Origin of the sequence: Pontibacter sp. E15-1 (assembly GCF_022601975.1) — a bacterium.
GTDB lineage: Bacteria > Bacteroidota > Bacteroidia > Cytophagales > Hymenobacteraceae > Pontibacter.
Genome location: NZ_JAKVIR010000029.1, coordinates 25231 through 51341, shown reverse-complemented (window position 1 = coordinate 51341; position 26111 = coordinate 25231). Strand labels below are relative to the sequence as shown.

General features: G+C 54.4%; 25 protein-coding genes and 2 tRNA genes. 6 read left to right on the top strand and 21 right to left on the bottom strand.

What is annotated here, in order from left to right; translation table 11 throughout:
- The first annotated feature begins 13 nt into the window (after positions 1 to 13).
- Positions 14 to 88: transfer RNA gene (locus MKJ04_RS18535), tRNA-Val, on the top strand.
- A 185-nt stretch (positions 89 to 273) separates the two neighbouring features.
- On the opposite strand, the gene coaE is transcribed toward MKJ04_RS18535, so the two are convergent.
- The 8 genes from coaE to MKJ04_RS18495 form a co-directional block, all read right to left on the bottom strand.
- Entirely contained in the window at positions 274 to 870 is a 597-nt protein-coding gene (coaE, locus tag MKJ04_RS18530) for a dephospho-CoA kinase (protein WP_241643160.1), read from the bottom strand.
- Positions 871 to 873: 3 nt separating this feature from the next.
- On the bottom strand, positions 874 to 1815 hold the full coding sequence (locus MKJ04_RS18525; RefSeq protein ID WP_241643159.1) for a hypothetical protein: 942 nt from the start codon (positions 1813 to 1815) through the stop codon (positions 874 to 876).
- Between the two features lie 44 nt (positions 1816 to 1859).
- Positions 1860 to 2165: a preprotein translocase subunit YajC gene (gene yajC / locus MKJ04_RS18520; RefSeq protein WP_241643158.1), complete on the bottom strand. Its 306-nt coding sequence runs from the start codon at positions 2163 to 2165 to the stop codon at positions 1860 to 1862.
- Positions 2166 to 2202: 37 nt separating this feature from the next.
- Entirely contained in the window at positions 2203 to 2745 is a 543-nt protein-coding gene (locus MKJ04_RS18515) for a DUF1573 domain-containing protein (RefSeq protein ID WP_241643157.1), read from the bottom strand.
- Between the two features lie 22 nt (positions 2746 to 2767).
- Positions 2768 to 3769 carry an isocitrate/isopropylmalate dehydrogenase family protein gene (locus MKJ04_RS18510; RefSeq protein ID WP_241643156.1) on the bottom strand — a complete coding sequence of 334 codons (1002 nt, stop codon included), beginning with the start codon at positions 3767 to 3769 and terminating at the stop codon, positions 2768 to 2770.
- Between the two features lie 3 nt (positions 3770 to 3772).
- Positions 3773 to 4078 (bottom strand): YtxH domain-containing protein, encoded by a 306-nt coding sequence (locus MKJ04_RS18505; RefSeq protein ID WP_241643155.1) that lies wholly within the window; start codon positions 4076 to 4078, stop codon positions 3773 to 3775.
- Positions 4079 to 4165: 87 nt separating this feature from the next.
- Positions 4166 to 5305: a transcription antitermination factor NusB gene (gene nusB, locus MKJ04_RS18500; RefSeq protein WP_241643154.1), complete on the bottom strand. Its 1140-nt coding sequence runs from the start codon at positions 5303 to 5305 to the stop codon at positions 4166 to 4168.
- Positions 5306 to 5475: 170 nt separating this feature from the next.
- The gene (locus tag MKJ04_RS18495; protein WP_241643153.1) at positions 5476 to 6576 is read right to left on the bottom strand and encodes a Glu/Leu/Phe/Val dehydrogenase dimerization domain-containing protein; all 1101 of its coding nucleotides are present in this window, start codon (positions 6574 to 6576) and stop codon (positions 5476 to 5478) included.
- A 150-nt stretch (positions 6577 to 6726) separates the two neighbouring features.
- On the opposite strand from MKJ04_RS18495, the gene MKJ04_RS18490 reads away from it, so the two are divergent.
- Together MKJ04_RS18490 and MKJ04_RS18485 are read left to right on the top strand one after the other, a co-directional pair.
- The gene (locus MKJ04_RS18490; RefSeq protein ID WP_241643152.1) at positions 6727 to 8511 is read left to right on the top strand and encodes an ABC transporter ATP-binding protein; all 1785 of its coding nucleotides are present in this window, start codon (positions 6727 to 6729) and stop codon (positions 8509 to 8511) included.
- 136 nt (positions 8512 to 8647) lie between these two features.
- Entirely contained in the window at positions 8648 to 9058 is a 411-nt protein-coding gene (locus tag MKJ04_RS18485; RefSeq protein ID WP_241643151.1) for a hypothetical protein, read from the top strand.
- Between the two features lie 475 nt (positions 9059 to 9533).
- Here the strand turns inward: MKJ04_RS18485 and MKJ04_RS18480 are convergent, their stop codons facing one another.
- From MKJ04_RS18480 to MKJ04_RS18460, 5 genes are all read right to left on the bottom strand, one after another.
- Positions 9534 to 10142, bottom strand: a complete 609-nt coding sequence (locus MKJ04_RS18480) for a TetR/AcrR family transcriptional regulator (RefSeq protein WP_241643150.1) — start codon at positions 10140 to 10142, stop codon at positions 9534 to 9536.
- 93 nt (positions 10143 to 10235) lie between these two features.
- Positions 10236 to 10754, bottom strand: coding sequence for a GyrI-like domain-containing protein (locus MKJ04_RS18475; protein ID WP_241643149.1), 519 nt, complete (start codon positions 10752 to 10754; stop codon positions 10236 to 10238).
- The gene (locus MKJ04_RS18470; protein WP_241643148.1) at positions 10751 to 12520 is read right to left on the bottom strand and encodes an ABC transporter ATP-binding protein; all 1770 of its coding nucleotides are present in this window, start codon (positions 12518 to 12520) and stop codon (positions 10751 to 10753) included. Before MKJ04_RS18470 ends, MKJ04_RS18475 begins: the two co-directional genes overlap by 4 nt.
- Positions 12521 to 12758: 238 nt before the next feature.
- Complete coding sequence (gene truA / locus MKJ04_RS18465; protein WP_241643147.1) at positions 12759 to 13499, bottom strand: tRNA pseudouridine(38-40) synthase TruA; 741 nt, start codon at positions 13497 to 13499, stop codon at positions 12759 to 12761.
- 129 nt (positions 13500 to 13628) lie between these two features.
- Entirely contained in the window at positions 13629 to 14828 is a 1200-nt protein-coding gene (locus MKJ04_RS18460) for a thiolase family protein (protein WP_241643146.1), read from the bottom strand.
- A 66-nt stretch (positions 14829 to 14894) separates the two neighbouring features.
- Here MKJ04_RS18460 and MKJ04_RS18455 point away from each other — a divergent pair, with 66 nt between their 5' ends.
- Positions 14895 to 15395 carry a DUF4293 domain-containing protein gene (locus tag MKJ04_RS18455; RefSeq protein WP_241643145.1) on the top strand — a complete coding sequence of 167 codons (501 nt, stop codon included), beginning with the start codon at positions 14895 to 14897 and terminating at the stop codon, positions 15393 to 15395.
- Between the two features lie 556 nt (positions 15396 to 15951).
- Here the strand turns inward: MKJ04_RS18455 and MKJ04_RS18450 are convergent.
- From MKJ04_RS18450 to MKJ04_RS18440, 3 genes are all read right to left on the bottom strand, one after another.
- Positions 15952 to 16692, bottom strand: coding sequence for a DUF4476 domain-containing protein (locus tag MKJ04_RS18450; RefSeq protein ID WP_241643144.1), 741 nt, complete (start codon positions 16690 to 16692; stop codon positions 15952 to 15954).
- Between the two features lie 63 nt (positions 16693 to 16755).
- Positions 16756 to 17577, bottom strand: a complete 822-nt coding sequence (locus MKJ04_RS18445; protein ID WP_241643143.1) for a hypothetical protein — start codon at positions 17575 to 17577, stop codon at positions 16756 to 16758.
- 180 nt (positions 17578 to 17757) lie between these two features.
- On the bottom strand, positions 17758 to 18927 hold the full coding sequence (locus MKJ04_RS18440) for an AIR synthase related protein (RefSeq protein ID WP_241643142.1): 1170 nt from the start codon (positions 18925 to 18927) through the stop codon (positions 17758 to 17760).
- 170 nt (positions 18928 to 19097) lie between these two features.
- Here MKJ04_RS18440 and MKJ04_RS18435 point away from each other — a divergent pair, with 170 nt between their 5' ends.
- Positions 19098 to 19646, top strand: a complete 549-nt coding sequence (locus MKJ04_RS18435; RefSeq protein WP_241643141.1) for a hypothetical protein — start codon at positions 19098 to 19100, stop codon at positions 19644 to 19646.
- Between the two features lie 104 nt (positions 19647 to 19750).
- Here MKJ04_RS18435 and MKJ04_RS18430 read toward each other — a convergent pair whose 3' ends face one another.
- From MKJ04_RS18430 to MKJ04_RS18410, 5 genes are all read right to left on the bottom strand, one after another.
- Positions 19751 to 20629 (bottom strand): hypothetical protein, encoded by an 879-nt coding sequence (locus MKJ04_RS18430; protein ID WP_241643140.1) that lies wholly within the window; start codon positions 20627 to 20629, stop codon positions 19751 to 19753.
- A 139-nt stretch (positions 20630 to 20768) separates the two neighbouring features.
- The gene (locus MKJ04_RS18425; RefSeq protein WP_241643139.1) at positions 20769 to 22715 is read right to left on the bottom strand and encodes an OmpA family protein; all 1947 of its coding nucleotides are present in this window, start codon (positions 22713 to 22715) and stop codon (positions 20769 to 20771) included.
- A gap of 28 nt (positions 22716 to 22743) precedes the next feature.
- Positions 22744 to 23226: a hypothetical protein gene (locus MKJ04_RS18420; protein ID WP_241643138.1), complete on the bottom strand. Its 483-nt coding sequence runs from the start codon at positions 23224 to 23226 to the stop codon at positions 22744 to 22746.
- A 247-nt stretch (positions 23227 to 23473) separates the two neighbouring features.
- Entirely contained in the window at positions 23474 to 24259 is a 786-nt protein-coding gene (locus MKJ04_RS18415; RefSeq protein ID WP_241643174.1) for a (Fe-S)-binding protein, read from the bottom strand.
- A 156-nt stretch (positions 24260 to 24415) separates the two neighbouring features.
- Positions 24416 to 25786 (bottom strand): 4Fe-4S dicluster domain-containing protein, encoded by a 1371-nt coding sequence (locus MKJ04_RS18410; protein WP_241643137.1) that lies wholly within the window; start codon positions 25784 to 25786, stop codon positions 24416 to 24418.
- Between the two features lie 168 nt (positions 25787 to 25954).
- On the opposite strand from MKJ04_RS18410, the gene MKJ04_RS18405 reads away from it, so the two are divergent.
- Positions 25955 to 26027, top strand: a tRNA-Phe gene (locus MKJ04_RS18405).
- Positions 26028 to 26111: the final 84 nt, after the last annotated feature.

Here is a 26111-nt window from a genome sequence, read left to right as displayed (position 1 = left end):
GAAACACCAAAACGGGGTGTTAGCTCAGCTGGTTCAGAGCACCTGCCTTACAAGCAGGGGGTCACTGGTTCGAATCCAGTACGCCCCACGAAAGGACAACTGCAAAGTTGTCCTTTTTTTATGTCCTCATTTTTTCAAATCCTTCCATAACTGCCTGCATGCCATCTCATTTGCAGCCTCTTTATACCAAGGGAACGCTGTAAACAGGGCAATCAGTATCCGGCGCTGCCGTCTTCTTTGGCAGCGCCTCGAAGGGCAAATCTCAGTAAGGCTTTAGGCCGATGGGCTCAGGAAGAGCTGGTGTAGCTGTAGCACCTGTGGGATAACGGCCTGCTGACCGTCGTTGTAAATGATATGGTCGGCCCGGGACATCCGCTCGTCCTCGTTCAGCTGCTTCCCCATGATGGCTTTGATGTCTGCTTCTGTGCGGTGCGTATCGCGCTGCAGCAGCCGTTTCATGCGCACGTCCATGGGCGCGTGCACCGTGATGATCTGGTCCATCTGCTTCCAGGCCTCCGACTCATACATCAGGGCGGCTTCTTTCAGCACGTAGGGCGCCTTGGCCTGCAAGTCCAGCCATTTCGTGAAGTCGTTGCGCACATGCGGGTGCACCAGGCTATTGAGTTGCTCCAGCAGCACGGGGTTGCCAAACACGAGCGGTGCCAGGTAATCGCGGTTCAGGTCACCTTCCTCGGTAAAGGTCTTCAGCCCGTAGGCATCCACCAACTCCAGGCGAAGCGTTTCGTCGTGGCGCATCACCCATTTGGCCCGTGCGTCAGAGTCGTAAACAGGCACGCCGAGCAGCGAGAACATGCGGCCAACCACTGTTTTCCCTACCCCGATTCCGCCGGTTAAACCTACTTTGAGCATACGCTATTGTTGTTGGACAGCCTTAAACCGCTCCGGCCACATCACCACATTCCGGATGCCGCGTGGCTTTTGCACCAACTCCGGCACCAAGGTGGAGTCATTTGGGTTGAACTTGCTGTAGTCTAAAATCACTTTAAAGCCATTGCGGTTTAGCAGCGGCAGCGAGTCCTGCAGCAGTTGATACCGCACCATAGTAAGAGGGGGCCGGATGGACAGCCTGACGTCTTTGGGCACGTTGATCAGGTCTGGGGCCACCTGCCGCTCGTCTTGCACCAGCGGCTTGACAGCCACCGCGATTTGGGCCTCTTTTATACTGGCCTGTATCAGCGAAGCATAGTTGTAGTCGATCGGCACCGATATTTTGGCAGACTCCGTAAGAGTTTGCTTTTCTGGCAGGCGCAGCACGAAAGGATTGGGCAGGCTGTCGATCAGTGAGGAAGGCCCGACAAAAGTGACGGAGTCGGGGGTGATGCGCACCGGCCCTACCACCAGGTGCTGGTCGTCTGTCAGGGGGCTGGAGGTATCGAGGCGCAGCGGGATGCGTGCCGTCACCCGCGTGTTGAAATTGAAGTAGACCGTGTCCGTCACGACAAAGTTGAGCTGCAGGCCATCCAGCGAGTTGACAAGGGCCGGCCGCAGCGCGGAGCCCAGCAAATAATTGTTGCGGGGCAGGTTACGGATATAGATCTCGGCGGGCTGCACCTCCAGGCGCAGGGTTTTGCGCAGCAGCTTCCAGCCTTTGCCCGTCACGTTAATGGAAACCTCCTCGGGCAGCGGCTTGATCGGGATCAGCCTTCTCTGGTCATACACAAACCGGATAGGGTATGTGGTTTGCGTAGAGTAACTTTTATTGAGCGCGTTGAGGAGCCAAAAGGTAGAGGCCGCCACAAAACAAAGCAATACTACACGCCAGTATTGCTTTGTCCGTGGCTGGAATGGCCTCATAAACCATAGAGCTATATTTTTTGTCTTCTCAACCAACAACGCTGTTAGGGATTTTGCACTTTCATGGTGGCTTCCATAGATACGGAAGATTTGTCAAACGTCAGGCGAACGCCTTTGTCAACTTCTAACGTGATTGTGTCGTCATCTATTGCCGTTATCTTGCCGTGCATTCCCCCGATCGTAACAACCGTCATGCCTTTGGTGAGCTCTTCGCGGAATTTCTTCTGGTCGCGCACCTTTTTCTGCTGCGGCCGGATCATGAAGAAATAAAAGACAAGGATTATGGCACCGAACATGAGCAGCTGCGGCAGCATGCCCGCATCCGGTACTTGCAATAAAATATTTTTCATATATACTGGGGGTTACGCTATATAACAGTGCGGCGCTTTAGTTGCGGCGCACGGGTCCGTCGGCACCGGCGGCTGGAATGCTGCTGGTCTCTACGTTGCCTTTCAAGGATACTTTCACGATGTTCGGCTGTGTGTTGGCACGCACCGTCACGGTAGGGTACTGCTGCCCCATCTTGCCTGCGCTGTTAAACTTCACCTCGATCTGGCTGGACTCTCCCGGCGCGATGGGCTCTGTCGGTGGCTGTGGCACCGTGCAGCCGCAAGAGGCCGTGGCGCTCTCGATGATCAGCGGCGACTTGCCTGTGTTGGTGAACTTGAACGTGTGGTTTACCACATCGCCCTGCTTGATCGTGCCGAAGTCATACTCCTGCTCCTGAAAGGTGATGACAGGCGCGTTTGCATCCGCTGGCCCGGCAGTCTCAGTACCCGATACCACGTTGGGGTTTTCGATGGGCTGCACCGCGTTGTTGTCTGCAACCGCTGCTTCGCTGGCTACCGTATCGTTGCCTGCTGTGTTGTCGCAGCTTGTAGTGAAAACAGCTACAGCAAAGCTTGCTGCTAAAAATAGGCTCTTTTTCATATCCATTACGTGAAAGTTTAATTTACTTTAATTTAGAGATGATGTGCTGCGCGAACTCAGTCGTGTTCGCTTTTCCGCCCAGGTCGCCGGTGCATTCCTCCTGGTTTGCCAGTGTTGCTTCCAGCGCGGCCTCGATGCGGCTCGCCTCCTCTTTCAGGTCGATGTGGTGCAGCATCATGATGGCCGAGCGGAGCAGGGCCGTTGGGTTTGCGATTCCTTTGCCCGCTATGTCCGGGGCAGAGCCGTGCACGGCCTCAAATATCGCGATCTCGTCGCCGATGTTGGCCCCGGCCACAACGCCGAGTCCGCCCACCAGTCCGGCACAGAGATCAGAGAGGATGTCGCCGAACAGGTTTGTCGTCACGATCACCTTAAACTGCTCCGGCTTCATCACCAGTTGCATGCACATGTTGTCGATGATCTTGTCTTCCATCTGCACGCTTGGGTAGTCTTTGGCCACCTCGCTGGCCACGCGCAGCAGTAGCGCCCCTGCGTTCTTCAGGATGTTCGCCTTGTGGGCCACGGTCACTTTGCCGCAGTTGTGCTTTTTAGCATACTCAAAGGCGGCGCGCACAATTTTCTCGCAGCCGACGCGGGTCACGCGGGAGATGGAGTCCGCGATCTGCAGGCGCTCGTCAAATATCTCCAGGCCGGAGTATAGCCCTTCGGTGTTCTCGCGGAACAGCACAAGGTCCACGTTCTCGAAGCGGGTATGGATACCGGGGGTGGTTTTGGCGGGCCGCACGTTAGCGTACAGGTCGAACATCTGGCGGAGCTGCACATTCACGCTTTTGAAGCCCTTGCCTACCGGTGTGGTGATGGGCCCTTTCAGGGCCACTTTGTTTTTGTTGAGAGAGTCAATCAGCGTCTGAGGGATCAGCTCGCCAACCGCATCAAAGGTTGTCTGCCCGGCGTTTTCCTCTTCCCAGGTTAGGGGTACGTTGGCAGCACTAAAAACAGCTTTTACAGCTTCTGTAATCTCAGGTCCTATCCCGTCGCCGGGTATAAGGGTAACTTGTTTCATATATTAAATTTCTTTCCTGCTGTTAATCTCGTTGATAAGCGAATCAACATCGCCCAGCAACTTCTCCGCTTTCAGTTTAGCGTCTTGTATCACGCGCTGCCCCTCGGATTTTGCGCTGGATGGCAGGCTATCACTCTTGGCAACCAGCTGCTGCGTCAGGTCGGCCAGCGTGTCGCGGTATTTCTCCAGGCGATAGCTGAGCCAGCTGCGGGTTTCTCTTCCTTTTTCCGGGGCGAACAGTATGCCGGTGAGGGCGCCTACGGCAGCGCCCGATGTGAAAGCCAATAGTACGGTCGTCTTTTTGCTCATAGTGTATATGCTTATTTAGCTAGCGAGTCGATTTCACGTATGTCTACGGCAATTCTGCCGCAGCGGTCGGCTCGGGTAAGCGGTGTTCTATTTGTTGTCGATCAGGCCACGGCCCGACTTGCGGATCTCTCCTTTCAGGATCAGTTCCTGCGCCATCTTGTCCAGCACGCCGTTCACAAACTGCTTGCTCTTTGGTGTGCTGTAGAGCTTCGAAATCTCGATGTACTCGTTGATGGTCACTTTCACGGGGATGCTGCGAAAAATGTGCATTTCGCAGAGGGCCATCTTCAGGATGATCTTGTCCAGCATGGCCACACGCTCCACATCCCAGTTTTTCACGCTCTCGGCAATCATCGCCTCGTAGCGGCCCTCCTCCTTCACGGTCTGGAAGTAGAGATCCTCGAAGAAGGTTTTGTCGTCTTCCCAGTTGGCCGAAAGGTCCAGCAGTTGCACATCTTCCTGTGCCTCCTCGCCAAAAATCTTGATGGTTTTATTTACAAGGCTCTTTACAATGGACTTGTTTTCGACCCAGTTCAGATCCTGCTCTTCAAACAAAGATTGTAAGTTTTTTTCTTTAAAGATAATGTTTTTGAAAATATGTTTCACTACCTCCAGGTCCTCTTCCAGGGTGGGCTGAGGCAGTGCCAGATAGGCCAGGAAGGCTTCATCCTGCTTCAGGATATTCTTGTAAACCGCCTTGATCTCGCTGATGTCGGAACCCCAGCTGATGTTGCGCCGGATGATGTGCTGCTGGTATGATTTGCTCTGGAGCAGGTGCTGCACCACGCGGTTCTGCAGGAAGCGCTGCACATCAGGGCCTGTGGCGGCCGTAAAGCGCTTCTCCTTCTTCTCCTCCTCTTCCTCGATCAGGCTCACCAGCACCTGCAATATCTGCAGCGTGCCCAGGTAGTGGTCGTAGATGCGCTCCACCGCGCTCAGCATCTGGTTGCCGTAGTAGGTATAGTCTTTCTTGAGGAGGTTCTGGTAGTACACGATGGCTCTGTTCACCGCATCGATTGTCTCCTTGTCGGACTCCTCGGTCTCGAACTGCTGAGTTTCGCGCCACTCCTTGAAGAGCAGGGTCGCGATTTGCTTTCTGCCTTCCAGCAGTTTCCGGTCCTGCACCTCCATGGAGTTCAGGTCCGGGGCAAAGTCCTCGCTAATTTGGTCTAAGGCCAGGAGATAGTCTGAACCTACGGCTTGCTTATAGGCATAGATCGCCTGCATGGCCTTAATTCGTAGTGTTCTGCGGTTAAGCATATTTAAAAGAACGTAAGTTGGGTAAATCTTTAACTACACAGGCTACAGCGCCTGGCCACTCTATTTTTCAGTCCTCTACTAAAGGGAAGAAAGCATACTATAGTTCCGTGCGCGCCCTGCGCCAAAAAGCGCGGCCTCTAGAAGGTAGCGCGCACTTTGCCGATCCGCTCAATGCGCTGCTCGGCCATCTTCATGGCTGCCTGCTGGTTGTGCAGGCCCTCTTTCTCGGCCAGGTCAAAAACATCCAGCGTGAAGCCGTAGATGCGCTCGGTCTGGGCATAGGCGCTTTCGCGGTTATACCCCCCAATCTCAGCGTATACATTGATCAGGCCGCCGGCGTTAATCAGGAAGTCCGGGGCATACACAATGCCTTTCACGGCCAGGGCCGGGCCCTGCACCTGCTCGTCGCGGAGCTGGTTGTTGGCGCAGCCCGCGATAACCTGGCACTTCAGGCGCCCGATGGTGTCGGCGTTGATGGTGCCTCCCAGCCCGCAGGGGGAGTAAATATCCACGTCCAGGTCGTATACCCTGTCCATGCTCACTACTTGGGCATTGTACTTTTTGGCCACCTCGCGCAGGCGGTCCTCATATATGTCGGACACGTAAATGTCTGCGTTTTCCTTGCTCAGGAGTTCCACCAGGTAGGCGCCAACGTAGCCTACGCCCTGCACGGCTATTTTCCGGCCCTGCAGCGAGTCGGAGCCGAAGGCCTTTTTGGCCGCCGCCTTCATGCCCATATAGGTGCCGTAGGCCGTCACGGGCGACGGGTCGCCGCCCCCGCCCATGGCCTCGGGCAGGCCCGACACGTGCTTGGTCTCCATCCGGATGTACTCCATGTCCTTGGTGGTCATGCCCACATCCTCGGCGGTGATAAAGCAGCCGTTCAGGTTTTTGATGAAGCGCCCGAACTTGCGGAGCAGGGCCTCGTTCTTGTCTTGGTTGGCGTCGCCGATGATCACGGCTTTGCCGCCGCCCAGGTTCAGGCCGGAGATGGCGGCTTTGTAGGTCATCCCCCTCGACAGGCGCAGCACATCCGCTAACGCCTCAGCCTCAGACGCGTAAGACCACATGCGGGTGCCGCCCAGGGCAGGGCCCAGCACGGTGTTGTGGATACCGATGATGGCCTTCAGGCCCGTGTCCTGGTCATGACAGAAAACAACTTGCTCGTGATTGTGTTCTGCTATCTGACCGAAGACTGATTTATCTGATTTCAACCCGACTTCTTTTAACTTGACCATTTAGCTATTCCTTATGGGTTGTTCTATCTTTGCAAAGGGGCTTTCGGTATCCCTCCCCTTTTCAAGCTGCAAAATTAATTCTTTTTTTTAGTATTTCAATTTGTGCTCTTCTAAGAGTACGTAAAAGCCCCTAGGCTGCAACCATATACTGTGAAATCATTACGTTACATCAACAAATATCTGATCAGGTATAAATACAGGCTTCTGCTTGGCATTGTGTTTACGATCATCTCCAACTTCTTCCAGATTCTGCCAGCCCAGATCGTGCGCCACGCTTTTAATCTGATCAAGGAGGGGATCAGCCTGTTTAATTTGTACGAAGGCCTGGACCAGCAGGAGCTGGTGTATAATATCTTTGCCAAGAGCATCTTGGTGTATGGCGTCGTGATCCTGATGATGGCGCTGCTGCGCGGCATCTTCCTGTTTTTTGTGCGGCAGACCATCATCGTGATGAGCCGCCTGATCGAGAATGACCTGAAGAACGACATCTACGCGCACTACCAGAGCCTGCCCCTCAGCTTTTACCGCCGCAACAACACAGGCGACCTGATGGCGCGCATCTCGGAGGACGTGAGCCGCGTGCGCATGTATGTGGGCCCGGCCATCATGTATGGCATCAACCTGATCGTGCTGTTCCTGATGGTGATCCCTTATATGCTGTCGGTAAACGTGAAGCTGACTATGTATACCCTCATCCCGCTGCCGGTGCTGGCCATCAGTATTTACTACGTTAACAACATCATCCAGCGCAAGTCTGATGAGATACAGCGCAGCCTCTCGGGCATTACCACCTTTGTGCAGGAGGCGTTCTCCGGCATCCGGGTGCTCAAGTCTTTTGTGCGCGAGAACGACTCGCACAACAACTTCACCAAGGCCAGCAACACCTACCGCGACAAGTCGCTGGAGCTGAACTTCGTGAACTCGCTGTTCTTTCCGTTGATCCTGTTCCTGGTGGGGCTCAGCACCATCATCACGGTATACATTGGCGGGCAGGAGGTGATCAACGGCAGCATCACCACGGGTAACATCGCGGAGTTCATCATTTACGTGAACATGCTGACCTGGCCGGTGACTGCCCTCGGCTGGACGGCCAGCCTGGTGCAGCGGGCGGCGGCCTCGCAGGAGCGCATCAACGAGTTCATGAACACCAAAAACGACATTGTTTCCCGTGAAAACATCAGTAAACCGATCAAGGGCGACATTGTGTTCGAGAACGTGGACCTCATCTACCCCGACACCAACATACAGGCGCTGAAGAACGTGTCGTTCAGCATCAACCACGGCGAGACGCTGGCCGTGATCGGCAACACCGGCTCGGGCAAGAGCACTATCGCCAACCTGCTGCCGCGCATGTATGACACCACCCGGGGCCGCATCCTGATTGACGGCGTGGACGTGCGCGACTACAACATCAAGAGCCTGCGCAGCCAGATCGGGTATGTGCCGCAGGACGTGTTCCTGTTCTCCGACACTATCAGCAACAACATCGGCTTTGGCCTGCCCGAGATCACGGAGGAGCAGATGATCCAGTCGACGAAAGACGCTGACGTGTATGAGAACATCGCGCGCTTCCCCGAGAAGTTTGAGACCAAGCTGGGCGAGCGCGGCATCACGCTGTCGGGGGGGCAGAAGCAGCGGGTGTCTATTGCGCGGGCGCTGGTGCGGGAGCCCAGCATCCTCATCCTCGACGACTCGCTTTCGGCAGTGGACACCAAGACTGAGAACGCCATCCTCAACAGCCTGCAGCGCATCATGCACAACCGCACCAGCATCATCATCTCGCACCGGGTGTCGTCGGTGAAGCTGGCAAACCGCATCCTGGTGATGGAGGACGGGGGCATTGTGCAACACGGCACGCACGAGGAGCTCATTAACCAGGAGGGCCTGTACAAGGCGCTGTACGAACGCCAGCTGCAGTCAGAAGACTCGGAGTAGGTTCGCCCCCGTTTTCGCTCCGTTCACCTGCCGCTTATACTATCTAGACGGCAGAATAAGGTTTGTGGGATTTTTTTAAAGCAGATTCTGTTATAAGCACGTATAGCAATTCTGAAAAACCAAACACACCTTGTATATGGCTGTTGATTTACAACAAATCGGTAAGAGGTTCAGGTTTTACACCAACCTGAAGGAACTGGAAATGGAACAGTTAAAGGCCATGACCGGCAGCGACGAAACCACACTCTCCAACATTATCTGCGGGCAGAACTACGCCTTAGACGAGCTCGTGGCGATAGTGAAACACTTCGACGACCTGAACACCCAATGGCTTATATATGGCGAGGGAAGCATGTTTAAACCGATGAGCGAGGACGGCACCTGCAAGGACGGGCAGAAAGGCTTCCTGAAGAAAGACAAAGCCGCTTACCTGGGCCAGATGAAAGAAATGCTGCAGGAACTGGACGCCGCCGAGGTAGCCAAAGGGCACCACGCCGATGTGGACGCGCTAAAAGCTAAGCTGGATGCCTACAAAGCGGCGCATTAAGCTGAGTGTTAAATGGTTGAATGTTTAAATTGAATAGCTGTTAAGATTCACTTTAGTGGCTGGCAGCTGAAAGGAACATACCAAACAACTCTCGCCGGCCTAAGTCCTGAGATATACTGAACATAAAAAATGCAGCGCCTGCAAATCAGGCGCTGCATTTTTGTTTCATATTGTAGTATACTCTACTGATGGTTTAATCACTAACAATTTATACCATTACCGAATGGGTTTTGCGTTTTGGGGTATTTTCGTGCAGCATTGATACAAACTGCCATACCCCCTCAGGGGCTACCCAATCAACTTTCCAACAGCTTCACTGTTCTGGCGCAAGCGTCCGCTTGTGCCTTAATTATCAGGTTAAACTCATGGTGAGGCACAAGCGGACGCTTGCGCCAGAGAAGAGCTGATCAATTGATATTGGCATAACAATTCAACCATCCAACCATTCAACCATTCAGCAATCAACAACCAGCAATCAAGTTTTGCTGATGCCGCTCAGGATGAGGTTGATGGTAAACAGCACATCGTGCTCAATTTTCTCGAAATCGATGGAAGGCAGTTTATGGAAGTCGGCCCGCTGGAACTCCTCGAACTGGATCAGGTCTTTCACCACCATCATCGAGTAGCCTACCCGCTCGGCCTCGCAGGGCACAAAAACACCCCGCTCCATTCCCTCCTTTATCACAGAGGCGTAGTAGTTGGTCTCCTTGCCCCGCGACTCCCGGAAGAGCTCCTGGAAGGTAACGCGCGTTTCGATCAGCACCCTGATGGAGATGGTATGCTGCGTCACGATCTTTTGGTAGTAGCGCAGCGACGAGCGGATGTATAAAAGCAGCCGCTCGCGTGGGTCTGCCTCCTCGTCGGCGATGCGCTTGATGCGCGACAGGCTCTCGCGCCACTCTTCCGAAAAGGCCTCGACAAACAGCAGCTCCTTGCTTTTGTAATAGTAGTACAGCGACGGCTTTTTCATACCGATCGCCTCCGCGATATCGTCCAGCGTGGCTTTGCTGTACCCCAGCTTGCCAAACACCGCTTTCGCTGACTGTAGTATGAGTTCTTTCTTCGCCTCTGCTTTCTTGCCCAAAATTTTGCCGCTATGGTAGAAGGCCGCTGGTCAGACAACCCGCAGCCTCACTCAAATATAGCGTTTTATATGTTTTTACGAAATGCTGTGCAGCTATTGTTTTACGGGCACTTCCACTACCGCTCTGTCGCTGGCCGGGTACCACTCCACATAGAAATCCTCGAACTGCAGTTCCTGTTCCTTGGCGTAGTCTGCCACGGCGCCATACAGCTTTTTAGGGGCGATGGCAATGTTGGCGTTCACCTCCACGTGTATCACCTGGCGGCCACCCGGCACCGTGCGCAACTCATACCCCGCAGGCAGGGCTACGGTTGCGTCTGGGATGATCACCCCGATAAAGGCCCGCAGGCTGTCTCCGCTCTTATCCGGGTCGTTGTAGAAGATGTTGCCGGGCACGCCTTCCAACTCTTTATTGTCCAGCGCCTCCGCAGCTCTCTTAAACGCATTGCCCAGCGCCGCGTCGTCTACGGCCCCATGGTATGGCTGCCCTGCAACATACAGGGTTTCGGAGGTGGTGAGGGAAACTTCTGGCGCCGTAAAGCCGCCAATATAGGTATACAGCACCAGCAGGATGGTGGCGATTCCGGCTGTTATGTAAAAGAGCTTTTTCATAAATCGATCATGTTCTTGTACTGCATCTTGTAGAGCTGCGCGTAGTAGCCGTCGTGCTCCAGCAGTTCCTCGTGGTTGCCTATCTCCTTCAGTTCGCCTTTGTCGAGCACAATAATCTTGTCTGCCTTCTGGATGGTAGAGAGGCGGTGCGCGATCACGATGGAGGTACGGCCATGCATCAGCCGGTCGATGGCAAACTGGATCAGCTCCTCGGTCTCGGAGTCTACGCTGGAGGTGGCCTCGTCGAGGATAATCACCTCGGGATTATACACCATGGCGCGCACAAACGAGATCAGCTGGCGCTGCCCCACAGACAGGGTGGCCCCGCGCTCCATCACCGGGTAATTCAGCCCGCCGGGCAGGCGCTCAATAAACTTGCGCGCACCCACCATGTCGGCGGCCTCCCATATCTGCTCTGCGGTAATGGCCTTGTTGCCCAGCGTGATGTTGTCGGCGATAGACCCCGAGAACAGGAACACGTCCTGCAGCACCACGCCGATGTGGTGGCGCAGCACGCTCAGGTCATACTCCTGCAAGTCGTGCCCATCTATAATTATATGTCCTTTGTTGATGTCGTAGAAGCGGTTGAGGAGGTTGATCACGGATGTTTTGCCCGCGCCTGTGGCCCCCACGAAGGCAATGCTCTGCCCGGCTTTCACCTCAAACGAGATGTCGCGCAGCACCCACTCCTCCTCCTGATAGGCAAACCACACGTTCCGGAAGCTCACGTTTCCCTTTATCTTCTCGGGCGCATACGTCCCGTTGTCGGCAATCAGCTCTTTGCTGTCGAGCAGGCGCATGAGGCGCTCGGTGCTCACCACACCTAACTGCAGCGTGTTAAACCGGTCAGCGATCATCCGAATCGGGCGGAAGAACATCTGGATGTATAAAATAAACGCCATCAGCGTACCCAGCGAGGTCTCGTTCTCGATCACGCCGTGCGCGCCATACCATACCAGCAGGCCCAGACCGGCCGCCCCGATAATCTCCGCCACCGGGTAATAGATAGAGTAGTACAGTACCGACCGGATGTTGGCGCGGGTATGCTCTTTGTTGATGGCCTTGAACTTGTCCATTTCGCGGTCCTCGTTGTTGAAGATCTGCACGATGCTCATACCCGTGATATGCTCCTGCACAAACGAGTTCAGCCTTGCCACCGCCGTGCGCACCTCCTGAAACGTGCCCTTTATCTTCTCTTTAAAGATATAGGTGCTGATGATCATGATCGGGAACGTGGAAAGGCTCACCAGCGTCATCTCCCAGTCGATGTAGAACATAAAGCCCAGGATGAACACCAGCTGCAGGATGTCGCCGATCATGGCCGCCAATCCCTCGCTGAACACATCCGACAGCGTCTCCACATCCGACACGTTGCGCGTGACCAGCGTGCCGATGGGCGTGCGGTCGAAGAACTTGAGGCGCAGGTCCAGGATGTGGCGGTATAGCTTGATGCGGATGTCGCGCACCACGTTCTGCCCGAGCCAGCCCGCAAAATAGGTATGGAGGTACTGCACAATGGCATGCAGCACCAGCAGCACGCCCAGGATCACGAACATGCGGTTCAGGCCATCCCAGTCGTTGTTCAGGATCTCGTGGTCTACGGTATACTGAATCAGGAAAGGGCGCAGGGCACCCAGTATAGCCGAGGCAAATGTGAGGAATATGATAAAGTAAAAGATTCGGATGTAGGGCTTCACAAACGTGAAGAGCCGCTTCAGCACATCCGAGTCGAATGCCTTACCTGTGTTTTTAGGTTTATCTTCCAATATAGTATAATCAATATATAATTGATTGCAGAGTTTGAAGCCCTTAGGGCCTCCTGTGTAACCGGCTGTAAAGTTAATAGTTTTACGGGAAGGGTTTTCAGGATTTGTGCGATGTGCGGAATTTGCTCAGGCCTGTGGCACCTTGGCTGCGGCAAGGCAGTGGCCTTCGGCTTCATACACGCCTCGCGAAGGCTGGCGGCAGCAGACACGCACAGGTTTTGCAAACACTGTGAGGTCTTTAGAGCAGCTGCTCCGGGTACTCCACTTTTGCCAGGAACAAGCCTTCTGCCGGTGCCGCGCCGCTCGACTTGCTGCGGTCCTGGCTAGCGATGATCTGCTCAAACTGCGCTACCGTCAGCTTGCCCCGGCCCACGTCTACCAGTGTGCCGACAACCAGGCGCACCATGCCCCGCAAAAAGCGGTTGGCCCGGATGGTAAACACCAGTTCCTCGCCCTCCTGTTGCCATACCGCTTGGTAGATGTTGCAGCGGTAGTGCCTGGTGTCGCCCTTTACTTTGCTGAAAGTGGTAAAATCCTCGTGTGCCAAAAGACTGGCGGCCGCCGCGTTCATCTGCGCCACATCCAGAGAGCGGCTGTGGTAGTAGGCATGGAAACGCCGGAAGGGGTTCCGGGCAAAGGTGATATGGTAGTGGTACGTGCGGGCGTGGGCGTCGAAGCGGGCGTGGGCATCGTCGGGCACCCGGTATAAATTCACCGCTGAGATATCGTTGGGCAGGATGCGGTTGAGGCGGAACACAGCCTGCTGGGTATCCAGCTCCTGCACCGCGTCGAAATGCACAAACTGCTGGCTGGCATGCACGCCGGTATCGGTGCGGCCGCTGCCTGTCGAGCTAATGGACTGCCGCAGCACCTTGCTCAGGCAATCGTCCAGCACCTGCTGCACCGCCAGGGCGTTTGGCTGTGTTTGCCAGCCGTGGTAGCGCGTCCCGTCGTAGGCGATCTCTAAGAAATAACGCATATGGCAAAGGTATAAAATAATACAACCCGCACGTTCGAATCAGTTGCGGGTTGTATGATCTTTGGCCGTGAGCTTGTCTTTAACTTACTTCTGAAGACACGCACAGGGTGGGTGTCTCCTGCCACGATTTTATACCTTCTCGTAGATCACCGCGACGCCCTGGCCCACGCCCACGCACATAGTGGCCAGCCCGTAGCGCACGTTGTCGCGGCGCTGCATCTCGTGGAGCAAGGTGGCGGAGATGCGGGTGCCGCTGGCCCCAAGCGGGTGTCCGATGGCAATAGAGCCGCCGTTCACGTTTATTTTTGCCGGGTCGAGGTTCAGTTCGCGCATACAGGCCACCGCCTGCGAGGCAAAAGCCTCGTTCAGTTCGATCAGGTCGAGGTCGTTGACGGTCAGCCCGGCGCGCTTCAGGGCCTTTTGGGTGGCTGGCACCGGACCGATGCCCATGTGCGCCGGATCCACACCGGCCACGGCCGCCGACACCACGCGTGCCATCGGGGTGAGGTTGTAGCGCTTCAGCACTTCCTCGCTTACCACGATCGACACGGCAGCGCCGTCGTTTATACCCGATGAGTTGCCTGCCGTTACGCTGCCCCCTTTCTTAAAGGCCGGGTTCAGGCTGCCCAGCTTCTCCACCGACGACAAGCGCGGGTGCTCGTCGGTATCAAACACGATATCCCCGCCTTTACGCTGAGGTATGGACACCGGCACGATCTCGTCTTTAAACTTGCCTGCGTCGGCCGCTGCTTTGTACTTCACCTGCGAGCTGTGGGCAAACTCGTCCTGCGTTTCACGTGAAATCCCGTAGCGCTCTGCCACGTTCTCAGCCGTTTCGCCCATCCCGAAGGGGTAGTGCAGTTTCGAGAGTCTGTCGTTGATGAAGCGCCAGCCAATGGTGGTGTCGTATACCTCGGCGGTGCGCCCGAAGGCCGTCTCCGACTTACCCATCACGAAAGGGGCGCGCGTCATACTTTCCACGCCACCGGCAAGGTATACCTGGCCATCGCCGCACGAGATCGCCCGCGAAGAGTCGATAATCGACTGGAGGCCGGAAGCGCACAGGCGGTTCACAGTCACGCCGCCAATCTCTTTGGGCAGGCCAGCCAGCAACAGCGCCATGCGGGCCACGTTGCGGTTGTCCTCGCCAGCCTGGTTGGCAGCGCCCAGCACCACGTCCTCTATCAAGGTTGGGTCCAGGCTGGGGTTGCGGGCGATGATTGCCTGCAGCACATGCGCCGCCATATCATCGGGACGCACCGCGCTCAGGGCACCGCCAAACTTACCAACCGGGGTTCTGAGTATATCAACAATATAAGCTGTGTGCATCTGATTTTTGTTTTACAGGTCTTTGTCTAATTTTGCATCGTAATTGCAAGTTAAATTAACCCCTTTATGATACAAAGAATTCAAACCGTATTTCTGTTCCTGCTAATTGTGGCGATGGTTTCCATGCTTTTTCTGCCGCTTTGGTCTAAAACGGATGCCGTTACCGGCGAAACCGTCGTGCTTTCGGCCTGGAACCTCAAGTCTACCATCCTGAGCGAAGCTGGCGAGCCTACTGCACCCGGCACGCTTCCACAGCACGGCACCTTCGCCATCGGTATACTGGCCATCGCCGCCGCGCTTGTTGCCGCCTACGAGATTTTCCAGTACAAAAGCCGCCTGACGCAGATGAAACTCGGCCTTTTGAACACATTGGTTGTGGCTGCCCTCATCGGCACCACGCTCTACTACGCTCTGTATGTGGGCACCGACATGGTGCAGGCTGCCGATAACGGCTCTTACCACGCCGGTTTCTATATGCCGCTGCTGGCCCTGCTGCTCAACGCCCTCTCCAACCGCTTCATCAAGCGCGATGAGGATCTGGTACGGTCAGTGGATAGGCTGAGGTAATTTTGAATAACTGAATTTTGAATGAGTGAATTTTATGTCACTCCTAATAAGAAGCCGCCCTGGATATGATATCCGGGAGCGGCTTTTTTGATTTTAGTGGTTTTGGCTTGTTAAAGTATACCTGAAAGGGGGGATTTATACCAGATTGATTCAAGGATGACGTATAACCCAGGAGAAATTAGTGGTTAAATAAGCCAACAATCCCTTTCTAAATTTTTGTATAAGTCATTGCTAATTCAATCTGGTATTAGCTACTCCGAAAGCTGGCGCAATTCTTCAGAATTGTGCCTTTTTATAATGTCGAGTCTGCGACTCGACTGGCTCTAAGGGCCAAACCTGTTGGTTCCGTTTAAGCTCGTAATTAACTGAGTAGGTATTGCTTTTTGAAGATCACGACTTCATCCCCATCCGTGCAATGCTTTTCTTGTGCCTGCGGCCCAGTTGAGTCACAGACTCAGCCTTATTGTTACACCCAATTCTAAAGATTGAGCGAGTTTTAAGGAATTCCCTTCTCAAATTTAAACTTTCTAATTCCATACCTCCCAAACTTTATAACTCAATAATGGCTGCTATACTCCTCCAGTTCGCGCACGCTGCTGTCGAAGCGGAAGAGGTTGTAGATGTAATAGAAGTGCTCGCGGTCGCAGAGGTAATCGTAGGCGTATTTGGCGAATTCTACGCGGGTGGTTTCATGGTCGAACTCCTGCAGGATGCGCTTGAGGTCTTCGGCCATGAGGCTGCTGTTGCGCACGGCGTCGCGGGCGATGCTCAGTTTGGTGCGCTCGAAATTGCGGCTGCGCATGGTTCCCAGCAGTCGGTCGAGTTCGCGGCCTGTTAAAAGATTATGGCACTGAGGGGTATAGCGGTCGTCGTGGCGCGGGGGGTATGGATCGCGGGGGCTGGGGTGGTCATAGTCCTCGTAGCGGTCGGGGTAGCGGGGCAAGGGCCTGCCGATGGGCGGCGCCAGGGGCACCTCGCTCACCAGGCGCAGGTAGGCTTTGCCGCTTCTGCCGTGGGTACGCACCACATAGGTAGCCTCCACGCCATCGGGCACCAAAATCCGCTGGCCCATCTGGTATAGCCCCTGCCGCGTCCTGACTTTCAGTTCCACGTAATGCATGCCCGGCCGCAGCGGCGCTATGCGCACAAAGTTGGTGGCGGTAGGATTGATGGTGCGGCCGTCGAGCTTCAGGTAGAAGGCCTCGCCCCGTTCGGCGGTGAAGGTAACGACGGCGTTTTGTGCGAATACCGGCAAGGCCAGCAGCACCAGCAGGAGCGGAAGTAGAAGCTTTTTCATCGGAAGTATAGGGTTTAGCTTATACTTCCGATAAAGCCAATTATTATGCCAGAGTAGAGAGAGCTACTTTAGGTTGTAGTTTATACCTATACCTGCTGATTTGCCCTCATAATAATTCCAGGCCGGACGGCTGAAGTAGAAGTTCTTGTAGAGCAGCGTTGCATCCGCGTATAGATCCAGGCGCTTGCTGACGCGGTAGTTGAGGGTCAGGCCGCTGGTGGCGATTAGGTCAAAAGTCAGGGACTGTTCATCGTACAGCACCGTTTCTGCGCCTTCGTATTTCATTATCGCATTGGCCTTAATGTGGCCAAAAATCGGGGACAGAGAGGCATGGGCATAAAGCTGCAGCCGCTTGTGCGGATTGAATGGCGTGAATTTAAACGTGATGGGCAGAGCTATTCCTCGTATGCGTTTGTAGTCATACACCTCATAGATGCTGTCAGCTGATACATATTCGCTGTACCACCCTCCTCCAGATGCATTTGCACCGTATCCAATGCCAACTTGCACTGTTGCTCTTTTGCTAAGCCGATAGCCATAATACAAGTTCGCAATCGGAATAACGCTACCAAAAGTTTTGTATTTTCGTTCGCCCATAACAGGATAGCTGTTACTGCTCAGGTTTAGCCCCACAAAGTACTTGCTTTCTGTAGAATCAGGTGCTGGAGATGATTGGGCTGTTGCTGAAAGCGACAAGAATAGAGAGAGCGATAGAAATATAAGTGTTTTCATAGGGAGCTGCGCCTTTAGCAGATGCGCTTTAAAAAAGCAAGCGCTGCCAAAGCTGTTTTCATAAAACAGAATGGTGAAGCGTGATGAAATGTATGTCGCAGCTTTGTTATATAAAAAGCCTTTTTCGAGGGCTTTGTAACATGGGAAAGGCATCTATCCGCTAAGAAGAATATTCGAATACTGCCTAAATATGCCCGTCAATGCACTTTCTTTTTGGCAACCGAAAGGAGTTTTGCAACATCAACCGCAGAAAAAAACCACAGGCGCTTTGCCTGTGGTCTGTACTTTATCGCCAGCCAAACAATGCTGGCTCCGTAAAATTTAATGCGCGATTTATCCTTCGTAATAAAACTCGCCGTACTTGCTCCGGATGGTCAGTTCGTTGCTGTTGCTTTTCTTCACGCGGCCAATCACCTGCGCCTCCACGCCAAAGTCCTTCGAGATGTCGATCAGGTCCTGGGCGTGCTCCTCGGACAGGTATATCTCGAGGCGGTGGCCCATGTTAAACACCTTATACATCTCTTTCCAGTCGGTGTGGCTCTGCTCCTGAATAATGCGGAACAGGGGCGGCACCGGGAACAGGTTGTCTTTGATGATGTGTACCTTGTCGGTGAAGTGCAGCACTTTGGTTTGCGCGCCGCCGCTGCAATGCACCATACCGTGTATGTTTTGGCGGTGTGCCTTTAGTATCTCCATCACAATGGGCGCATACGTGCGGGTTGGCGACAGCACCAGCTTGCCTATCTCCAGCCCCGTTTCCTTGTCGATATCGGTCAGGCGCTTGCTGCCCGAGTATACCAGATCGGCGGGCAACTCGTGGTCGTAACTCTCAGGGTAGGATGCCGCCAGGTATTTATGGAACACGTCGTGGCGGGCCGAGGTGAGGCCGTTGCTGCCCATACCGCCGTTGTACTCGTCTTCGTAAGTGGCCTGCCCATAAGAGGCGAAACCCACGATCACGTCGGCGGGCTGTATGGTATGGTTCGAGATCACCTGGTCGCGGCGCATGCGGGCCGTCACGGTGCTGTCCACGATGATGGTGCGCACCAGGTCGCCCACATCAGCGGTTTCGCCACCGGTACTGTATATGCCCACGCCGTTGTCGCGGAGCATCTGCAGCACTTCCTCGGTGCCATTGATGATGGCGGCAATCACCTCGCCCGGGATCAGGTTCTTGTTCCTTCCGATGGTGGAGGAAAGCAGGATGTTATCTGTCGCGCCCACGCACAGTAGGTCGTCCGTGTTCATTACCACGGCATCCTGGGCAATGCCTTTCCACACGCTCAGGTCGCCGGTCTCTTTCCAGTACATATAGGCCAGCGATGATTTGGTGCCGGCCCCGTCGGCGTGCATGATAGCGCAATACTCCGGGTCGTTGGTCAGGATGTCGGGTATGATTTTGCAGAAAGCCTTCGGGAAAAGGCCCTTATCGATGTTCTTGATGGCGTTGTGCACATCTTCCTTGGACGCAGAAACGCCGCGGCGCAAATATCTATTTTCCATAACGCAGGATGGTTTGCCTACAAAATTACGAAAGACGGCGGCATTCGCGCCAGGAAAGGGTATAAATTAAGCAGATATCGTGTCTCACTGTTTTCCGATGCTGCCTGCAACCATTCCTCCCCATTTTGGCTCCTGCTATATATAAACCATCCTATAAACCCTGAATCCCCATGAAAAACAAACTGATTCTCCCCTTGCTGAGTGCGTTGGCGCTGGCAGCCTCTCCCCTGCGCGCCCAAGATATACCCACCTCCAGACCTCAGGCCGTGGCGCCCTACAAGTTTTCTGCTGGCTTGCGGGTCAGCACTGGTGGCCCTGCAGGCACATTGCCCGAGCTACGACTGAAGTATTTTGTAAAACCGGAAACCGCACTGGAGTTGCAGGTGGGCAAGCTGGGCTTCCAGGAATCTTTCCAGGCCTCTCTGCACTATCTGTGGCAACCCCAACTGCTTACCTCCAATCGGCTGCGGCCTTATGCAGGCATTGGCGTGGGCGCAGTAGGCATCGGTCGTGGCCGGTACTTTGAAAGGCAAGACATGCAGGTTGGCGCCGTGCTCCTGTCAACTATCGGGGTAGAATACACATTTCCGAAAGTCCCGCTTGCCCTATCTCTTGATTACCGCCATACGCTCCTAGGGCTTAATACCGACACCTTCAACTATATCGGCTTCTCACGGATTAATACAGTGGGACTCAGCGTAAAATACCTGATAAGATGAGGGAAGTTAGTTGGTTCGCATCTGCGAGGAGCTGACGGGGCAGTTGCGGCAAACTCCCTGAATGCCCAAAAGCACTACAAGCGAGTGCCTGAAGCACAGGGAGTTTACTGGGTGACCCTAGGGCTGAAGTTAAGCGTATACTGCACACTCAGCCTCACCAGCAACGCCCCTAAGGCATATTTGGCTGATTCCGTGGTTACAATTTCTTCCCCTAAATAATACTCGGTACGGGTCTCTTCGGCCGCTGCCTCAAAAACCGGCAACGAGAACCCGGCCTGGCCATTGAGCTTAAAATCATGCCACAGGTAACTGCAACTTGCCACAGGGTCTATGTTTATACCCCATAGCCCTTTGGCTACAGTTGGCTTATACATCCCTCCGTCGTTTTCGAAATACAAGTCATCGTAATTTGAGTAGGAGAGCCTCGCCCCATAGGCTATTTCAAATTTATTCATCTTCCTGCTATTGCTAAACTGCCAGAATAGGCTTGAGTAGTTCGTCTTTGTTCTTGAGCTAAAATATCCGCCTCTTTTTCCAGCGTGGCGGTAGTTACCAACAAAGAACCTGCCTGCTCCTATATAGGTCTCAAATAGTCTCGGTGAGTTGGTGCCAGGTTTCCAGAAGTACCCGATGCCTCCCGTATAAGCCCAATCATCCTGCTCGTAGAAGGTGGGGCCTCCTCCTAACATTCCTCCCAGCAAAGTCATGCGTCTTGCCCTTCCGCTGTTGCGTATGCCCGTCGCGAAAACGGCCATGTGGTTGCTAAAAGCATACGATAAGGCAAGATCACTTCCACGGCCTACCCCCGCTGATGCGTGCAGCTGATTCTTTTGGGTGTGCAGCGGCATGGCCAGGGCAGGCGGCGTGAAATGCCTTTCTTGTGCGATGAGTTTGCTGGGAGCAAGAATTAACGTGCTAAACAGGAGCAACATTGGCGCCCCGCTGTTTGGCCGCCGCATTTCTGAACCATGGATTGCTTTCATATAGATATGTTTAGTTCCCACTCCAGTTCTTCAAAACACAGCCCCACAGCCAACGCAACCTTACCCTGTGCCACGATACCAAAAGAGCCGCAAAAGTTGTTAACTCCTGCGGCTCTTTTTGCTTGTAGCGCTACACTGATTACTCCTGTATACGCACCACCTTGAATTCGGTACGGCGGTTGCGCTGATGCGCTTCGTCTGTGGTGGCGTTTTTCACTACCAGGCGGCTCTCGCCATACCCCCTCGCCGTAATGCGGTCGCGGTCGATGCCCTGCGAAATGATGTACTCCACGGCAGACTCGGCGCGGCGCTGCGACAGATCCTGGTTGTAGGCGTCAGTGCCCCGGGCATCGGTATGCGAGCTCAGCTCTATCGAAATGCCGGGGTTGTCTTTCAGCACCTGCACCAGCTTGTCCAGCTCCAATGCGGCATCCGGACGGATGTCGGCTTTGTCGAAGTCGTAGAATATATTGTCGAGCACGATGGCCTTCTCCTTCACAATCTCATTCAGCACCAGTGTTGCCGTCAGGCGCACTTCGTTCTGCTCTGCTGTCAGTTCCTCCTGCGTGGGCATTTTGCCTACGGTCGTGATCTGCTGGCGGGCCGTGAAGAAGCCGGACTTTTCGGCGACTAAAGCGTATGCAGTGGCCGAGTCGAGGGCGAATGTGAACTGCCCGTTCGCGTTTGTGGTAGCGGTGCGCAGCACCTCACCCCGCTCGCTTTGCAGCACCACTGCGCTGTTTGGCACCGTGGCACGCTGCCGGGCCCCGTCCCGAAGCTGGTAGAGGGTTCCATCCACAAAGAAGTTGACCTGCTTGCGGGCGCTTTTCACAAACCGGTAGAGGTCGTCGCCGCCCTTGCCGCCTGATCGGTTAGAGGAGAAAAAGCCCATGTTGCCCTTGCCTATGTATATCCCGAAGTCGTCGCCCGGCGAGTTGATGGGCGGGCCCATGTTCACGGGCTTGCCGTCCTCAACCTGGAACAAATCGAGGTTGCCCAGCCCAGGCAAGCCGTCTGAGGCAATGTACAGTGTACCATCCGGGCCTACCGACACAAAGCTCTCGTTGCCCGGCGTGTTAATGTCCGGCCCGAGGTTCTCCGGTCTGGAGAAGCGGCCGTTGTCATCAAGGGTTGTTTTATAGATGTCGTTTCCGCCCAGGCCACCTTTGCGGTTGGAGGAAAAGTAAAGCGTCTTGCCATCCGGCGAGAAAGCCGGCGAAGAGTCCCAGGCATCCCGGTCGCTGATGCTCAGTTTCTGGGGCTCGGTCCAGGTGCCGGAGCGGAGGTTGGAGAGGAAGAGGTCCACGTTTTGGCGGCCTTTCTTGGTGCCTTCGTTGCCCCGGGCAAAAATCATGGTGCGGCCTTCGTTGGTGAAGGTAGCCAGGGCATCATGTATGTTTTCTTTGTTGATGCCCTCATAAGCCCGCACAGCGCCGCCCATCTCGGCGGCAGAGTCGGTGAGGGTAGTGGCGTATAGGTTCAGAAAACCCTCTCCGTTGCCCATATACTCTTTGCCAGGCCCGCGTGTGGAGGAAAAGACCAGCTCATTTTCCAGTACGTATGGCGCAAACTCCGAGGCCTCCGTGTTCAGGGCCTCCAGGCTCTGAACACTGTATGGCGAGCTTTTCTGCAGGATGGTGCTCAGCGTGCTCAGGTTCTCCACCTCGCGTACGGCAAGTGCCTTCAGCCGTGTGCTGGTGCCAATGCGCGCATAGTCTTTTAGCTGTCGCAGGGCCTCTTCATACTGCCCGTTAGCTTTCAGGGCCATCCCATAATAGTAGTAGGTGTCTTCTTTGCGGAAATTGGCGTCTAGCGCGGCTTTGTAGAAGGGCGATGCCTCCGCCAGCCGATTCGACAGGCGATAGGCCTCCGCAATCTTGTAGTTTACCAGCCCGGCATTGCCTGCCTTGGGAAGTGCCTGCTTGTAAAATTCTATGGCCCGCTCATACTGCTCTTCTCCAAAGCGTTTATCGCCTTTGCTGAGGTACTGGCCAGCACATCCGCTTAAAAACAGCAGCAGCAATAGGAAGGCGCTTAGGGTTTTCAGTTGTCGCACGGGATATTGGAGTCGCAGCGTTGAATGCATGAACAAGTCTTTTTAAGGTATGGCCGGATCAGAAGTAACGGGAAAGCCAGCTGGTGCCGGCTGGCCGTGGCCAGGCCGCCTGTAACTCTCCGAGATTATTTACCAGAGTATCAAAATATAGCGTGTTCTCATCAATGTCGCCTGCGGCCACTTTGCCTTTCATCTCCTGCATGCCCACAAGCGCCACCTCGCCCTCCTTCAGAAAAGCCAGCCGGGTACGGTCAAAAAACGTTACCTGCAGCAGTTGCTCCAGCTCGCGCACAAAAGCCACGGATTTATCAATGGAGCATCCGCTGGCCGAGGAGGCCGTCTCGTTGTTGGCCAGCACCAGAAACTGGTCGTGCAGCAGCTCCGCCGAAGCCTGTAACTCCCGGCCGTGGCTGCTCCACTCTTCTGCAAAACGCTGCAGCATTGGTTTTATTTTAGCCTGCTCATCTGCCGTTAACGCCCTGTTGGCCTGGTATATCCAGAGGCGGGCATGGGGCGGCAATTCGTTCAGAGGAATATACATATTACTTGTTGATTGCTGATTGTTAAATGGCTATATGGTTAAATGGCTGCATGGTTAAATTGTTGATTGCCTTTTAGAATGCATATCGCTTACTATCTCCTCCATATATGGCTTTGTGCTTCATTCCAATATAGTTACATGCTTCAAAGGGGAGGATCAAATTATATATGATCTGAATTTTAAATGGAGAGTTATATATGATTTTGTACAACTAACGATTTAGCAATCAACAATTACCAGCCAACAATCATTTCCCAAGCCCCTCGGCTTGCGCGATCAGTTCTGCGATGTCGAAAACTTGTACGTTCTCTTCCTGTTCCTTGTTCTTCACGCCGTCGTTCATCATCACCATGCAAAACGGGCAAGCCGTGGCGATCACCCCTTTCCCGGCGGTGCCCAGTGTGGCCAGTGCCTCTTCGGTGCGCTCTATGTTGATGTCTTTGGCACCCGGCTCCGGCTCTTTGAACATCTGTGCGCCGCCTGCGCCGCAGCAAAGGCCGTTCGCGCGGCTGCGTTTCATCTCCACCAGGTCAGCATCCAGCGCGGCCAGCACCTCGCGGGGCGCTTCGTAGATATTGTTCGCGCGGCCCAGGTAGCAGGAGTCGTGAAAAGTGATGCGCTTGCCTTTAAAAGCCTCGCCGCCCGCTACTGCCACCTTGCCCTCGTTAATCAGCTGCTGCAGAAACGTGGAGTGGTGAATCACCTCGTAATTGCCGCCTAAATCTGGGTACTCGTTCTTAAGCGTGTTGAAACAGTGCGGACAGGCCGTCACGATCTTCTTCACGTTATAGGCATTCAGCACCTCTATGTTGGTGATGGCCTGCATCTGGAACAGGAACTCGTTGCCCGCGCGCTTGGCCGGGTCGCCGGTGCAGCTTTCCTCGGTGCCCAGCACGGCATATTTCACGCCCACGTGCTCCAGTATCTGCACAAAGGCACGGGTTACTCTTTTATAACGGTCGTCGAAGGCCCCGGCGCATCCCACCCAGAACAGAATCTCCGGCTCCTCGCCGTTCGCAGCCATTTGGGCCATGGTTGGCACTTTCACTAATCTTTTATTCTCTTCCATCTGATTCTTTTTGAAAAGGACACAAGTATCAAGACATAAAACGCAAGACATTCTCTTAGAAATTTGCCTTCGCCTTTAATACAGTCTAAAATCTTGTGTCTAATGTCTTATGTCTAAAACTTAATTCTTGCTTGGCACATACAACTCATCGGCCCAGTTGAAGCGGTCTGAAGGCGAAAAGGCCCATGGCGCGCCGTTGTTCTCGATGTTGGTGAACATGGCATTCAGCGAGGCCGGGGCGGCAGACTCTTCCAACACCAGGTAGCGGCGCAGGTCCATGATCGTGGACAGCTGGTCGATATTTACCGGGCAGGACTCCACGCAGGCGTTGCAGCTTGTGCAGGCCCACAGTTCCTCCGGCGTGATATAGCCGCGCAGCAGCGTCTTCTCCTCGGTCACGTCTACGCGCTCTACCCCCATTTCCTTGTAGTGGTTGGGGTGGTATATAGCCGGGTGCTCGCCTTTCTCCTCCATCCTGTCGCGGGTGTCCATCACGATCTTACGCGGCGAGAGCAGCTTGCCTGTCAGGTTGGCCGGGCACACCGAGGTGCAGCGCCCGCACTCGGTGCAGGTATAGGAGTCCATCAGCTGCTTCCAGGTCAGGTCCTCCACGTCCTTGGCACCGAAGCGCTGGATGATCGGGTTGCCTTCGGCGTCCAGTTCAGGAGCAGGCGGCTGGAAGCTGGGGTCCAGCATCGCTTTAATTTCCTGGGTAATGGCGGGGTTGGTCGTGAACTTGCCCTTGGGCACCAGCTTAGAGTAATACACGTTCGGGAACGCCATGATGATATGGAAGTGCTTGGAGCTTGGCAGGTAGTTCATAAACGCCAGGATACCCAGTATATGGAACCACCAGCCCACGCGCCCGATCACATGCAACGATGCCTCGTCGCTGCCCAGGGCATCCACCAGCAGCGAGCTGATGGGGTATGCGCCCGCTATGTGCGCGCCTCGCAGCTGTGCCAGCTTCAGGTCGGAGATATTGAACACGAACAGCGCCACCATAAGCACAATCTCCACGATCAGGATAATGTTGGCGTCCATCTTTGGCCAGGCGCGCATCTCCACCCCTTTCAGGCGGGGCAGTTCGGTTACGTTTCGGCGCCACAGGAAAATCGCGCAGGCCACGATCACCAGCGCCGCCAGCACCTCGTTCACAGCCATCAGGCCGCTGTAGAGTATGCCCGCGAAACCCAGGATGCGGTGCGTGCCGAAAATGCCGTCGATCAGGATCTCGATCACTTCGATGTTGATCACCAAAAAGCCCACATACACAAACAGGTGCAGGACCGCCGGCAGCATGCGCTTGAACATTTTCTGCTGCCCAAAGGCTACCAGCAGCGTTTTGTTGATGCGCTCCGAGGGGTTGTCTGCCAACTCCACATCGCGGCCCAAGAGCACGTTTTTACGGATTTTGCGGATCTGCCACACAAACAGGCCAATGCCCAGGGCAGCCACAAGCAAAAAGACAATGTTCTCTATTCCTATCACGGCAAACTATTCGTTATACATACTAATTTATAGCTAAAGATAGCAGAATATTGAGAATAATGTACGCTGGGGCATTTTTTAAAATAATTTTCAGGATAATATTTGCTACTTCAAAATTGGTTGCTACTTTTGCATACCCTTACGGAAAAGGGGGACACAACAAGAGCTGGTGATGTAGCTCAGTTGGTAGAGCAAAGGACTGAAAATCCTTGTGTCGTTGGTTCGATTCCAATCATCACCACTGCAAACCCTCACGTGAAAACGTGGGGGTTTTCTGTTTAAAGGCCTTTTCGCTTGTTCTGCTAACCGTGTTTTGCGCGCGTGG

Coding starts and splice junctions, on each gene's coding strand:
- MKJ04_RS18485 (WP_241643151.1), top strand. CDS start 8,648: ATGGCTGTTGATTTACAACAAATCGGTAAGAGGTTCAGGTTTTACACC.
- MKJ04_RS18415 (WP_241643174.1), bottom strand. CDS start 24,259: ATGGCCCAAATGGCTGCGAACGGCGAGGAGCCGGAGATTCTGTTCTGG.
- MKJ04_RS18460 (WP_241643146.1), bottom strand. CDS start 14,828: ATGCACACAGCTTATATTGTTGATATACTCAGAACCCCGGTTGGTAAG.
- MKJ04_RS18425 (WP_241643139.1), bottom strand. CDS start 22,715: ATGCATTCAACGCTGCGACTCCAATATCCCGTGCGACAACTGAAAACC.
- truA (WP_241643147.1), bottom strand. CDS start 13,499: ATGCGTTATTTCTTAGAGATCGCCTACGACGGGACGCGCTACCACGGC.
- MKJ04_RS18525 (WP_241643159.1), bottom strand. CDS start 1,815: ATGAGGCCATTCCAGCCACGGACAAAGCAATACTGGCGTGTAGTATTG.
- MKJ04_RS18435 (WP_241643141.1), top strand. CDS start 19,098: ATGAAAAACAAACTGATTCTCCCCTTGCTGAGTGCGTTGGCGCTGGCA.
- MKJ04_RS18510 (WP_241643156.1), bottom strand. CDS start 3,769: ATGAAACAAGTTACCCTTATACCCGGCGACGGGATAGGACCTGAGATT.
- MKJ04_RS18455 (WP_241643145.1), top strand. CDS start 14,895: ATGATACAAAGAATTCAAACCGTATTTCTGTTCCTGCTAATTGTGGCG.
- nusB (WP_241643154.1), bottom strand. CDS start 5,305: ATGCAGGCGATCTATGCCTATAAGCAAGCCGTAGGTTCAGACTATCTC.
- MKJ04_RS18420 (WP_241643138.1), bottom strand. CDS start 23,226: ATGTATATTCCTCTGAACGAATTGCCGCCCCATGCCCGCCTCTGGATA.
- MKJ04_RS18450 (WP_241643144.1), bottom strand. CDS start 16,692: ATGAAAAAGCTTCTACTTCCGCTCCTGCTGGTGCTGCTGGCCTTGCCG.
- coaE (WP_241643160.1), bottom strand. CDS start 870: ATGCTCAAAGTAGGTTTAACCGGCGGAATCGGGGTAGGGAAAACAGTG.
- yajC (WP_241643158.1), bottom strand. CDS start 2,165: ATGAAAAATATTTTATTGCAAGTACCGGATGCGGGCATGCTGCCGCAG.
- MKJ04_RS18495 (WP_241643153.1), bottom strand. CDS start 6,576: ATGGTCAAGTTAAAAGAAGTCGGGTTGAAATCAGATAAATCAGTCTTC.
- MKJ04_RS18505 (WP_241643155.1), bottom strand. CDS start 4,078: ATGAGCAAAAAGACGACCGTACTATTGGCTTTCACATCGGGCGCTGCC.
- MKJ04_RS18430 (WP_241643140.1), bottom strand. CDS start 20,629: ATGAAAGCAATCCATGGTTCAGAAATGCGGCGGCCAAACAGCGGGGCG.
- MKJ04_RS18515 (WP_241643157.1), bottom strand. CDS start 2,745: ATGAAAAAGAGCCTATTTTTAGCAGCAAGCTTTGCTGTAGCTGTTTTC.
- MKJ04_RS18440 (WP_241643142.1), bottom strand. CDS start 18,927: ATGGAAAATAGATATTTGCGCCGCGGCGTTTCTGCGTCCAAGGAAGAT.
- MKJ04_RS18445 (WP_241643143.1), bottom strand. CDS start 17,577: ATGCCTTTCCCATGTTACAAAGCCCTCGAAAAAGGCTTTTTATATAAC.
- MKJ04_RS18475 (WP_241643149.1), bottom strand. CDS start 10,754: ATGAAAAAGCTCTTTTACATAACAGCCGGAATCGCCACCATCCTGCTG.